General features: G+C 70.8%; 8 protein-coding genes. 3 read left to right on the top strand and 5 right to left on the bottom strand.

Translation table 11 applies throughout. The features are described 5' to 3' along the window. Nucleotides 1-113: 113 nt before the first annotated feature. Both N801_RS13965 and N801_RS13960 read left to right on the top strand, forming a co-directional pair. Nucleotides 114-587 (top strand): MarR family winged helix-turn-helix transcriptional regulator, encoded by a 474-nt coding sequence (locus tag N801_RS13965; protein ID WP_084108966.1) that lies wholly within the window; start codon nucleotides 114-116, stop codon nucleotides 585-587. Then, nucleotides 584-2,263: an MDR family MFS transporter gene (locus N801_RS13960; RefSeq protein ID WP_035938959.1), complete on the top strand. Its 1,680-nt coding sequence runs from the start codon at nucleotides 584-586 to the stop codon at nucleotides 2,261-2,263. The genes N801_RS13965 and N801_RS13960 overlap by 4 nt, the downstream gene beginning before the upstream one ends. A gap of 96 nt (nucleotides 2,264-2,359) precedes the next feature. On the opposite strand, the gene N801_RS13955 is transcribed toward N801_RS13960, so the two are convergent. From N801_RS13955 to pdhA, 4 genes are all read right to left on the bottom strand, one after another. Then, nucleotides 2,360-3,562 carry an MFS transporter gene (locus tag N801_RS13955; RefSeq protein WP_052113042.1) on the bottom strand — a complete coding sequence of 401 codons (1,203 nt, stop codon included), beginning with the start codon at nucleotides 3,560-3,562 and terminating at the stop codon, nucleotides 2,360-2,362. Nucleotides 3,563-3,666: 104 nt separating this feature from the next. Continuing rightward, a complete protein-coding gene (locus N801_RS13950; RefSeq protein ID WP_035938956.1) occupies nucleotides 3,667-5,166 on the bottom strand; it encodes a dihydrolipoamide acetyltransferase family protein in 1,500 nt (499 codons plus the stop codon). A gap of 28 nt (nucleotides 5,167-5,194) precedes the next feature. Continuing rightward, on the bottom strand, nucleotides 5,195-6,181 hold the full coding sequence (locus tag N801_RS13945; RefSeq protein WP_035938954.1) for an alpha-ketoacid dehydrogenase subunit beta: 987 nt from the start codon (nucleotides 6,179-6,181) through the stop codon (nucleotides 5,195-5,197). Beyond that, nucleotides 6,178-7,386, bottom strand: a complete 1,209-nt coding sequence (gene pdhA / locus N801_RS13940) for a pyruvate dehydrogenase (acetyl-transferring) E1 component subunit alpha (protein ID WP_439330539.1) — start codon at nucleotides 7,384-7,386, stop codon at nucleotides 6,178-6,180. The genes N801_RS13945 and pdhA overlap by 4 nt, the downstream gene beginning before the upstream one ends. 231 nt (nucleotides 7,387-7,617) lie before the next feature. On the opposite strand from pdhA, the gene N801_RS19855 reads away from it, so the two are divergent. Next, nucleotides 7,618-8,328: a hypothetical protein gene (locus N801_RS19855; RefSeq protein ID WP_156996780.1), complete on the top strand. Its 711-nt coding sequence runs from the start codon at nucleotides 7,618-7,620 to the stop codon at nucleotides 8,326-8,328. Between the two features lie 77 nt (nucleotides 8,329-8,405). Here the strand turns inward: N801_RS19855 and N801_RS13930 are convergent, their stop codons facing one another. Beyond that, on the bottom strand, nucleotides 8,406-11,702 hold the full coding sequence (locus N801_RS13930; RefSeq protein ID WP_035938950.1) for a S8 family serine peptidase: 3,297 nt from the start codon (nucleotides 11,700-11,702) through the stop codon (nucleotides 8,406-8,408). Between the last annotated feature and the right edge of the window lie 68 nt (nucleotides 11,703-11,770).

Raw genomic sequence — 11,770 nt, 5'->3', positions numbered from 1 at the left:
CCCCGGCCCCCTGCCCCCGGCCCGCCTGTCCCCGGCCCGCCTGTCCCCGGCCCCTGCCCTGTCCCCGCGGTGAGAGTTGCACGAGGGGCCCGCGGGGAGTGAGACTTGCTTGTATGCCGCAAGCAACAGACCCGTCGGACGCCCGGGTGGCGTTCGGTGACGCCCTCGTCCGCGCGATGAAGATCATGGCCGCGGTGAGACAGCGCGCCCCGCGCGTCCACCCCGACGTCGACCCCATGGGCTACCCGCTGATGTTCAACCTGCGTGAGGAGCCGCGCCGGGTCTCGGACATCGCCGCCGCCATCCACCTCGACGTGTCGACCGTGAGCCGGCAGGTGAGCCACCTCGTCGCCCAGGGCCTCGTCGAGCGCCTCCCCGACCCCTCCGACGGCCGGGCCCACGTCCTCACGCTCACCGAGCCCGGACGCGACCTGCTCGTCGCCATCCGGGAGCGCCGCAACGCGTGGCTCGCCGAGGTCACCGCCGACTGGGACGACGCCGACCTCGCCGACTTCGACCGCCTCCTGCAGCGCTTCGCCGACGACGTCGCGGCCCACCCCCTCCTCAACGCCAAGGACCTCGCATGACCGCCACCACCGACCAGCCGCTGACCCACCGTCAGATCGTCACGATCCTCGTCGGGCTCATGTCCGGGATGTTCCTCGCCGCCCTCGACCAGACCATCGTCGCCACCGCGATCCGCACCATCGCCGACGACCTCAAGGGCCTCGAGCACCAGGCCTGGGCGACGACGGCATACCTCATCACGTCGACGATCGTCACGCCGCTCTACGGCAAGCTCTCCGACATCTACGGCCGCAAGAAGTTCTTCACCACGGCCATCACGATCTTCGTCATCGGGTCGGTCCTCTGCACCTTCTCGACCTCGATGCTCGAGCTCGCCGCCTTCCGTGCGGTGCAGGGGCTCGGCGCCGGCGGTCTCTTCTCGCTCGCGCTCGCCATCGTCGGCGACATCGTGCCGCCACGCGAGCGCGCCAAGTACCAGGGCTACTTCCTCGCGGTCTTCGGCACCTCGTCGGTGCTCGGCCCGGTCGTCGGAGGCTTCCTCGCCGGCTCCGACGACATCCTCGGCATCACCGGCTGGCGCTGGGTCTTCCTCGTCAACGTCCCGATCGGCATCGGCGCCCTCCTCCTCGTGAGCAAGACGCTCCACCTCCGCCACACCCGCCTCGACCACCGCATCGACTGGACCGGCGCCGCGCTGCTCTCGGCCTCCCTCGTGCCGCTGCTCCTCGTCGCGGAGCAGGGGCGCGAGTGGGGCTGGGGCTCGACGAACGCCATCGCCTGCTACGCCGTCGGCCTCGTCGCGGCCGCGTTGTTCTTCTGGCAGGAGGCGCGGATGGGCGAGGAGGCGATCCTGCCGCTCGCGATGTTCCGCAACCGCACCGTCGGCGTCTCGTCGGCGGCCTCGATCCTCATCGGCATCGCGATGTTCGGCGGGCTTGCGTCGCTTCCGCTCTACCTCCAGATCGTCAAGGGTGCAACCCCGACCGAGGCCGGCCTGCAGCTCGTCCCGATGACCCTCGGCATCATGTCGGGCTCGATCATCTCGGGCCAGGTCATCAGCCGCACCGGCCGCTACCGCTGGTTCCCGATCGTCGGCGTCGCGCTGCTCACCGTCTCGCTGTTCGTCTTCCACTACATCGAGTTCGACACCCCGCTGTGGCAGACGATGATCGTCATGGTGTTCTTCGGGCTCGGCCTGGGGTTCAACTTCCAGCCGCTCACCCTCGCCGTCCAGAACGCCGTCCCGCCGCAGCAGATCGGGGTCGCGACCTCGACCGCGACGTTCACCCGCCAGATCGGCGGCACCATCGGCACCGCGGTCTTCCTGTCGATCCTCTTCTCCCTCGTCCCGGAGAAGATCACCGGCGCCATGCGGACCGTCGCCCCGACGCCCGACTTCCAGGACGCCCTGCGCGACCCGGCGAACGCCGAGTTCGCCAGGCAGTTCGCCGCGTCCCAGTCGAGCGGTGGGGCCGCACAGTCCAGCGGGGTGCTGCAGGACAGCTCGTTCCTCACCACCCTCGACGAGCGCCTGGCCAAGCCGTTCCTCATCGGCTTCTCCGAGGCGATGGACCACGTGTTCCTCGTCGGGGCCGCCGTCATGGTCCTCGGGCTCGTCATCATCTGGTTCCTGCCGGAGGTCGAGCTCCGCAAGGGCTCGGCCTACCAGGAGCGCGCCGACGCCGACGCCGAAGCCGACGCCGGCGCGGGCGCGGGGGCGACCCCAACGCACTGAGCTCGCCTGCGCGGCCCTGCGCCCAACTCGCCAATTCCTCCCCTCCGGTACGGACACGCCGGGTGTGTCGCGTACCGCACGGGAGGAATTGGCGAGTCAGGCACGGGAGGGGACGGTGACCGAGCGGGCGATCCGGCGGCCCCAGGCCGCGGCGATGAGGGCCGCGGCCAGCGCGGCGGCCACCGGGAGGGCGTAGGTCTCGTGGGCGCCCCACGAGTCGACGAGGATGCCGCTGAGCGCCGTTCCCGACGCGAGCCCGATGAGCAGTCCGGTGATCGCGACCGCCATGCCCTCGGTGATGAAGGCCCGCGGCACGAGGTGCTGCACCAGGGTGATGCCGGTGATGAGCGTCGGCGCGGTCGCCGAGCCCGCGACGAACATCATCACCGTGAGCCCCCAGAGGCTGTCGATGAGCAGCACGGGCGCCTCGAGGAGGAACATCGCGAGGGCGCACCAGACGAACCGTCGGGCGATGGAGCCGCTGAAGGTGCGGGTGCCGAAGACGACCGCGGACAGGGCCGAGCCCAGCGCGAAGGCGCCGAGGATGACCGAGCTCATCCCGGTGCTGCCCGCCTCCTCCGCCACCGCGACGGCGACCACCTCGTTGCCGCCGAAGACGACCCCGACCATGAACAGGGCGGCTCCGACCGCCGCGACCCCCGGGCGCTGGATCGCCAGGCCGTGCGGCCTCTCGTCGTGCGGCACCACCGGTGGCTCCGAGCGGCGCTCGGCGAGGAAGAGCACGGCCCCGGCCGTGAACACGACGTAGGCCAGCAGCAGCCCGGCCTCGTGGAAGAGGGTCGTCGCGGCGAGCACCCCGAGCACCGGTCCCAGGACGAACGCCCCCTCCTCGACCACCTGCTCGAGTGACATGGCCGCGTGCAGGGCGTCCGGCTCGTCCCTCAGCAGGTGGGCCCACCGGGCGCGCGACATCGGCCCCATCTCGGGGAGGAAGGCCGAGACGGCATACCCGACGAAGAGCGTCCACGCGGGGGCGCCGACCGCGGACAGCACCACGGTGACCATCCCGGCCACGAACGTCCCGAGCACGAAGGGCATCGAGGCGCGGCGCTGGCCGCGCTTGTCGACGAGGCGCCCGATGACCGGGCCGGCGACGGCGAGCACGACGATCCCGCCGGCGGACACCGCACCGGCGAGCCCGTAGGAGTCCCGTCGGGTCGAGATCATGACGATGATCGCGACGCCGAACATCGCGCCGCCGACCCGCGACAGGGCGCTCGCCGCGACGAACCGCCGGGCCCCGGGGACCGCGAACAGGGGCCGGTACGTCGAGAGCACGGCTCACTCTCGCACGCCACCGGAACAGGGACGTCCCCCCGGCGAACGGCTCCGGGGGGACGTCCCCTTTCCCGCCTCAGGCGGGAAAGGTGGTGCTGGTGGGGTCAGCCCCAGACGAGGCCGCGCGACGGGTCGCCGAGGATCGCGGCGACGTCGGCGAGGTAGCGCGACCCGAGCTCGCCGTCGACGAGACGGTGGTCGAAGCTCAGCGCCAGCGTCGTCACCGACCTGGGCTCGATCCGCTCCGTGCCGTCCTCGTCGGTGACGACCCACGGGCGCCGGTTGATCGTCCCGAACGCGAGGATCGCCGCCTCCCCCGGGTTGAGGATCGGAGTGCCCGCGTCGATGCCGAACACGCCGATGTTGGTGATCGTCACCGTGCCGCCGGACATCTCGGCGGGCTGCGTGCGACCCTCGCGCGCGGTGGCGGTGAGCGCACCGATCGCCTCGGCGAGCTCGCGCATCGAGAGCCGGTCGGCGTCCTTGATGTTCGGGACGACGAGCCCGCGCGGGGTCGCGGCGGCGATGCCGAGGTTGACGTAGCTCTTGAGGACGATCTCCTGCGCCTGCTCGTCCCACGACGCGTTGATTCCGGGGTTGCGACGGGCGGCGAGGATCATCGCCTTGGCGAGGATGAGCAGCGGCGTGACCTTGACGTCCTTGAACTCCCTGTCGCGCTTGAGCCTCGCGACGAGGTCCATCGTCGCGGTGACGTCGACGGTGACCCACTCGGTGACGTGCGGCGCGGTGAACGCGCTGTCCACCATGGCCTGGGCCATCATCTTGCGCACGCCCTTGATCGGCACGCGGACTTCGCGCTCACCGGACCCGAACGGACCGTATGCCGGTGCGCCGGAGCCGATCCCGGCCGGAGCGGAGGTCGAGCCGGGAGCCGAGGGTGTGCCTGCGGCATACGACTCGACGTCGGCGCGGGTGACGACGCCGCCGTCACCGGACGCGGGGACGGAGGCGAGGTCGACGCCGAGGTCCTTGGCGAGCTTGCGCACCGGCGGCTTGGCGAGCACCGCGCCGCCCCTTGCCTCGGGGCTTGCGTCCGCAACCTTGGCCGGCTTCTCGACCACCTCTGCGGACGCACGCGGCGCCGGAGCCGCTGCGTCCGCAACCTTGGCCGGCTTCTCGACCACCTCTGCGGACGCAAGGGAGGCCGGGGCAGGGGAGGCCGGGGCAGGGGCGGGGGCCTTGCGGGCGCGGCGGGTCGTCCCGCTCGCCTTGGGGCCGTAGCCGACGAGCGTCTTGACCGGCTCCTCCTCGGCGACGTCGGGCTGCGCCGCCGCGGCGTTGTCGGGGTCGACCTCCATGGCCGCCTGGGCACTCGGCCCTCCGCTCGCGGCCTCTCCACCGAGGCCGTCGTCGATGGCGATGATCGGCGTGCCGACCTCCACCTCGTCGCCGACGTTCACGAGGAGCCCGGACACGGTGCCGGCCCACGGGATGGGCAGCTCGACGAGGGACTTGGCGGTCTCGATCTCGACGACGATGTCGTTGATCTTCACCGTGTCGCCGACGGCGACCTTCCACTCGACGATCTCGGCCTCGAGCAGCCCCTCACCGGGGTCCGGAAGGTTGAAGTGCTTCACACCCATGCGTTGCGTCTCCTCGGGAGGTCAGGGCTCAGTGGGACAGGGCGCGGTCGACACCGTCGAGCACGCGGTCGAGGTCGGGCAGGTAGTGCTCCTCGAGCTTGCTCGCCGGGTAGGGCGTGTTCCAGCCGGCGACCCGGATGACCGGCGCCTCCAGCTGGTAGAAGCAGCGCTCGGTGACCAGGGCCGCGATCTCGGAGCCGACGCTGACGAACGACGGCGCCTCCTGGACGACGACGAGCCGGCCGGTCCTGGCCACCGAGGTCGTGATCGCGTCGATGTCGATCGGGCTGACCGAGCGCAGGTCGATGACCTCGAGCGAGTGGCCCTCCTCCGCCGCGGCCGCGGCCGCGTCGAGGCAGGTCCGGACCATCGGGCCCCAGCAGGCCAGGGTGACGTCGGTGCCCTCGCGCACGACGTGCGCCGAGAAGAGGTCGCGCGGCGCCGCGGTGGCGTCGAGGTCGACCTCGCCCTTCTCGTGGTAGCGGCGCTTGGGCTCGTAGAAGATCACCGGGTCGTCGCACTCGATGGCCTGCTGGATCATCCAGTAGGCGTCCTCGGGGTTGGAGCAGAAGACGACCTTGAGCCCGAGCGTGTGCGCGAAGTAGGCCTCGTTCGACTCGCTGTGGTGCTCCACCGCGCCGATGCCGCCACCCATGGGGATGCGCACGACCACCGGGACCCGGATCGCGCCGCGCGAGCGCGAGTGCAGCTTGGCGAGCTGGGAGACGATCTGGTCGAACGCGGGGTAGACGAACCCGTCGAACTGGATCTCGACGACCGGGCGGTAGCCGCGCAGGGCGAGGCCGATGGCGGTGCCCATGATCCCGGACTCCGCGAGCGGGGTGTCGATGACCCGGTCCTCCCCGAAGTCCTTCTGGAGGTGCTCGGTGATGCGGAATACACCGCCGAGCTTGCCGATGTCCTCGCCCTGGATGATCACCTTGGGGTCGCGCTCCATCGCCTTGCGCAGCCCGGCGTTGAGGGCCTTGGCGATCGTCGTCTTCGACGCGGTCATGCCTGCACCTCCTCGAACGTGTCCTGGTACGCGTGGAAGGCGGCCTTGTCGTCCTCGACCTGCTGGTGCGGCTCGACGTAGACCTGGTCGAAGATGTCGTCGACGTCGGGGTCGGGCATCGTCACCGTGGCGGTGCGGACGTGGGCCGCGAGCTCGTCCGCCTCGGACTCGACCGCCTCGAAGAACGCCGTGTCGGCGATGCCCTCGCTCATGAGCCAGCGCTTGTAGCGGGCCACCGGGTCGCGCAGCTTCCACACCTCGACCTCCGCGGACACGCGGTACTTCGTCGGGTCGTCGGAGGTCGTGTGGGCGGCCATCCGGTAGGTGAAGGCCTCGATGAGCGAGGGACCCTGGCCGGAGCGGGCGCGGTCGAGCATCTGGGTCGTCACGGCATACACGGCGAGGACGTCGTTGCCGTCGACGCGCACGCCGGGGAAGCCGAAGCCGTCGGCGCGCTTGTAGATCGGCACCCGGGTCTGGCGCTCGTTGGGCTCGCTGATGGCCCACTGGTTGTTCTGGCAGAAGAAGACGATCGGGCTGTTGTAGACGCCGGCGAAGACGAAGCCCTCGTTGACGTCACCCTGCGCGGTCGCACCGTCGCCCATGAAGGCGACGACGGCGGTGTCGCGCTCGGGGTCGTCGGTGCCGACCGCACCGTCCCGCTGGACGCCCATGGCATAGCCGGTGCCCATGAGGACCTGGTTGCCGATGACGATCGTGTAGCCGTGGAAGTGGTGCTCGTCCGGGTTCCACGCGCCCTTGTCGACACCGCGGTACATCGCGATGATCCGCATCGGGTCGATGCCCCGGGTCCAGGCGATGCCGTGCTCGCGGTAACCGGGGAAGGCGTGGTCCTGCGGGCGCAGCGCGCGGCCGCAGCCGATCTGCGCGGCCTCCTGGCCGAGGAGCGAGACCCAGAGGCCCAGCTCACCCTGCCGCTGCAGCGAGGTCGCCTCGAGGTCGAAGCGCCGGATGAGGACGAGGTCGCGGTACAACCCGCGCAGGTCCTCGTTGCTCAGCGCCGCGACGATCTCGTCGTACTCGGCGTTCGGGACGCGCTCCCCCTCGGGGGTGAGCAGCTGGACCATGTCGGGTCCGCCGTCGGCGGCCGCTCGGGGCTCGGGCACTGCAACCGCGGGGTCCACCGAGACGTGGTGGTCCACTCCGCCGACCGGCGGGGTTGCAGCGACGTCGGTGTCGCTCACGGGCACTCCTGTTCCCTGGGGCACCCGTTCGTGGCGGGATGCCCGGCTCGGGCCGCCGGCTCCACACGCTCGTGCGCGCGCGGCCCGGACGGCGGTGTCTGGGAGCCGTCCCGGGGTGTGGGACGAGTCACCAAGCCTGCTGGGCACAACGTACCGCGAGGGTGGCGATCCCTCCCAAACGCGCCGGTCACGGAACGCGTGGGCGCGCGCTCGCGTCGTAGGTTCATGACCATGCCGACCGTCCGTGGCCAGATCACCAGCGCGTATGCCGTGGGCGCGCTGTGCGCTGCCGCCCTCCTCACCGCGTGCGGCTCGGAGGGGTCCGGGGGCGGCGCGGACGTGGGACCCTCGAGGATGCCCTCGTCCTCCAGCACCCCCACGCCGTCCGGCTCTCCGTCCGGCTCCGGGTCGAGCTCCGGGTCGGGCTCCGGGTCGACCGCCATGCCGCCGAGCGGGCGCGCCCGGCCGACGAGCATGACCGGACGGGTGACGAGCATCGAGGGCGGCTGCGTGGTCTTCACGAGCGACCGCGACGCCCACCAGTGGGTCCTCGTCGGCGAGACGCGCGGCCTGCTCGCGGGGACGGCATACGAGATCGACGGGGTCGCGATCGACACGCTCGACCCCCGGTGCCCGCAGGCCCTGCCCTTCCACGTCACGAAGGCTGCGCAGGTCGACGTCATCGAGGACCTCACCCCCGTGCCGTCGGCCCCCACCCAAGGATCCGAGGCACTGGTGAGCGTCACCGGCCTCGTGACCGCCGGGGTCGAGGCGGGGTGCCGGGTGCTCCAGACCGACGAGGGCACGTTCGTGCTCACCGGCGCGATCACCGTCCCGGACGGGACGCGCGTCACCGTGAGCGGAGTGAAGCGGCTCGACTGGGCGAGTACCTGCCAGCAGGGCCCGGTGCTCGAGGTCCTCACGATGACCCCCACCGGCTGACACCCGCCCCCGTCGACAGCGAAGGGCCCCACGGCGACTGGTCGCCGTGGGGCCCTCTGCGTTGAGTCAGACCGAGGTCACGGGGTGACCGTCCCGATGAGGACCTCACCGGTGCCGAGCAGTGCGCCCTGCTCCGAGAGGACCTGCATCTCGCCGGAGACCTGGCGTCCGGGCACGGCCACGGCAGCCGCCGTGATCGCACCGGTGACCGTCGTCGACTGACCCGTGGCGAGTGCCGTCGTGGTCGCCGGCACCGTGAGGGTGCCGAGACCAGCCGAGTAGAAGACGTCGAGGTAGTCGTACTGGCTCGAGCCGGCCGGGATGGAGTACCCGTCGACCTCCACCGTGTACGTCCCGGCGGCCGGGGCGTTGATCGTCACGGCCTCCTCGCTGTCACCGTCGGCCTGCTGGGCCACGACCGCGCCGGCCGCGTTGCGGACGAAGAGGTCGAGGTCGGCTGCCGGGTCGGACGGGTTGCCGATCTTGGCCACGAACTTGGTCGCACCCGCGGGGATGGTGACCGTGAACTTCTGCAGCTCGTGGTTGGCGATCGTCTTGCGACCGGCGACGGCCGAGCCGAGCGGCCCGCCCTTCGGCGCGATCGTCACGGGTGCCAGCTGGTTCGTGACCGTCCAGGACACCGGGGCGGGGACTCCGACCTGGGCCGTGGGGACGGTCTGGGTGGCCGGGTTCACGAGGACACCCTGGGCACCAGCGGTGATCGTGAACGGGTTGGCCATCGTCGGGGTGGTGCGACGCGCCTCGACCTGGAGCTCCCAGATGCCCGGGAGCGGGTTCGAGTAGCTGCGCGACGTGGCGTTGCAGCCACCACCGGCGTTGTAGTTGGTGAAGCACACCAGCGACGACGTGGACTCGACCGGGTTGCCGTACGGGTTGTAGGCGATCCAGCGGACCTGCGAGCCGTCGGCGTACTTGCCGAGGTTGACCTGGAGGGCCTTGGCGCCCGCCGGGACGGAGACGAAGAACTTCTGGAAGAGGTTGCGCTCCACCGAGCCGGTCTTCGACGCCTCGAAGGACGGCGCCTTGAGGTCCTGGGCGAGGACGACGGTGAGCAGGACCCGCTTGTCGACGACCGAGGTGGCCGGGTCGTCGATCTCGAGGATCGCCGAGTGGACACCCGGGGTCGAGGTCTTGACCTTGACCGGGATGTCGACCGTGCCACCGAGCGGCTGCGGACGCTGGGTCACCGGAAGCCTGAACGTGCCGTCGTTGCCGACGAGACGCAGCGCGTGCTTGACGTTGCCCTTGACCCCGGAGGTGCGGGTCGACTTCACGACGACGTTCTGCTCGACACCTGCCGTGAGACCACCGGAGGCGGCGTCACAGCGGTTGTAGAGACCCGTGCCCTGGTTCGGCGTCGCGAGGAAGCCGGAGAGCGGGGTGCAGACGGGAGCCGTGACGGTGTAGTCCTGCGACTTGGGGGCCGTCTTGAGCAGGGTCCACGCCCCGGGGACGTCGACGAGGCCGGCACCCTGGCCGATGGCCTCGATGTTCGCCTTGTAGTCCGCGGTCGTGTAGAGCGAGTCGCGGATCTGACGGGGCGTGATCTTGACGTTGGTCGCCTTGGCGGCCGAGATGAGCAGGGCCGTGGCGCCTGCGGTCTGCGGGGAGGCCATCGACGTTCCGTTGAACATCGCGTAGCCCGGGGGCAGGCCGTAGCCGGCCTCGGGAACCGGGCCGCCGGGCTGCCAGGTCGGGATCGACGAGATCGCCGAGCCCGGGGCCATGACATTGGGCTTGAAGCCGCCGTCCTCACGCGGGCCGCGCGAGGAGTAGTTGTGCAGCGCGATGTCCGAGCTCACGTCGGCGCCGTAGTTGGACTTCCACGTCTCCTTGGTGATTGAGGAGGCGACGGACACGACGTCGGTGGCCACGGACGGGTCACCGATCGAGTTGATGCCGGGGCCGCTGTTGCCTGCGGAGATGACGATCTGGACGCCGTACTCCTTGATGAGGGAGTCGTAGAGGCGGGCCCGGGCGTTGTTGCCGTCGTTGAGGGCCGGAAGGCCACCGATGGACATGTTGACGACGTCGACGCCACGGTTGGCGACGAGGTCGACCATGCCGTCGGTCAGCGCGACCGCGGTGCAGCCGCCGCCCCAGGAGCAGGCGCGGGTGGAGACGATCTTGGCGCCGGGCGCCTGGCCGTCCATCTCGCCACCGAAGAGCGAGTTGGCAGCAGCGATGCCGGCGACGTGGGTGCCGTGCGCGGACTCGACGACGCCGATGTTGACGAAGTCGGCCTTCTGGCCGGGCAGGCCCGCCGCGGTCAGGTCGACGTCCTCGCGGAACTCGACGACGAACGGCATCGACTCCGCAATGTCCGTCTCGGGCTTGTCGACACCGAAGTGCCCGACGTCGAACTTCTCCTTGTAGGGGCGCATCTTCTCGTCGGCCGAGAACGTCATGTCCTGGTTGGCGTCGACCCAGATGTCATTGGTCGCCTCGTCGTACAGGATTCCCCAGCGGTCGGAGGTGTCACCGTCGCGGTTGAAATCGCCCTTGGCCTCGGACGCGGCCGAGATGTTCTCGGCCACGCGCTGGAACTTGTACGTCCCCTCGGGTGCCGTGTAGGTACCGATGTCCTTCAGCGTGAACGACGGGCCCGTGACGGTCGTGAGCATCGCCCGCCAAGAGCCGTCGCCCTCGAGGAGCGGGTGGGTGCCGGTGACCCAGTCGACGATCTTGCGCTCGCCGGTCGAGGTCTTCTGCAGCGCCGGGTGGTCGAGGTCGACACCGGAGTCGATGACGCCGATGGTGGTCCCGCGGCCGTCGTAGGTGGGGTTGGCCTTCTTGAAGGCGATCGACCCCGTGTCACGCGTGGGCATGAAGGGGTTGTCGTCCGCGGTGCCTGCACCCGGAGCCGAGACACCGGTCGCCTCGGCGCCGGAGGCGCCGTCGACGTCGGGACGCGGCAGCGCGATGCGCTCGTTGAGGTCGACGGCGACGATCGCGGCGTTCTTGGCGACGGCGTCGACCTTGCCGGTCGGGATGCTCGCGCTGATGTAGCCGACCTTGTCGTTGACCGTGGCGACGGATCCACCGGCAGCCGTGATGGCCTTGACCGCCGCAGCGGTCTGGCCCTTGGCGGTCGCGATCATGACCACGACGCGCGCGGTCTTGTCGGTGACGGCCTTCTCGAGCAGGTCGCGGTCGTGGCGCCCCAGCTTGTCGCCGGGCTTGGCCTTCTTGACCTTGTCCTTCTGCGACTGCGCGGTGGGCGCCTTCGCGACGGTGGTCTCACGGTCTCCGGGAGCCGCACCCGACTGGGGCGCAGCGGCTGTCACGGCAAGGGCCGCGGCAGCGATTCCGGCAACCGTCGTGAAGCTGCGGCGCAGAGTGCGTCGGGTCACGTGGTGTCCTCTCGGTCCTTCGTGGACACCACCTTGGGTCCACGAGTCGCCACCCATGGGTTCCGGGC

It is taken from the genome of Knoellia aerolata DSM 18566 (genome assembly GCF_000768695.1).
GTDB classification, from domain to species: domain Bacteria; phylum Actinomycetota; class Actinomycetes; order Actinomycetales; family Dermatophilaceae; genus Knoellia; species Knoellia aerolata.
This window is presented reverse-complemented; position numbering and strand designations above follow the sequence as displayed.

Coding starts and splice junctions, on each gene's coding strand:
- N801_RS13945 (WP_035938954.1), bottom strand. CDS start 6,181: ATGACCGCGTCGAAGACGACGATCGCCAAGGCCCTCAACGCCGGGCTG.
- N801_RS13965 (WP_084108966.1), top strand. CDS start 114: ATGCCGCAAGCAACAGACCCGTCGGACGCCCGGGTGGCGTTCGGTGAC.
- N801_RS19855 (WP_156996780.1), top strand. CDS start 7,618: ATGCCGACCGTCCGTGGCCAGATCACCAGCGCGTATGCCGTGGGCGCG.
- N801_RS13950 (WP_035938956.1), bottom strand. CDS start 5,166: ATGGGTGTGAAGCACTTCAACCTTCCGGACCCCGGTGAGGGGCTGCTC.
- N801_RS13960 (WP_035938959.1), top strand. CDS start 584: ATGACCGCCACCACCGACCAGCCGCTGACCCACCGTCAGATCGTCACG.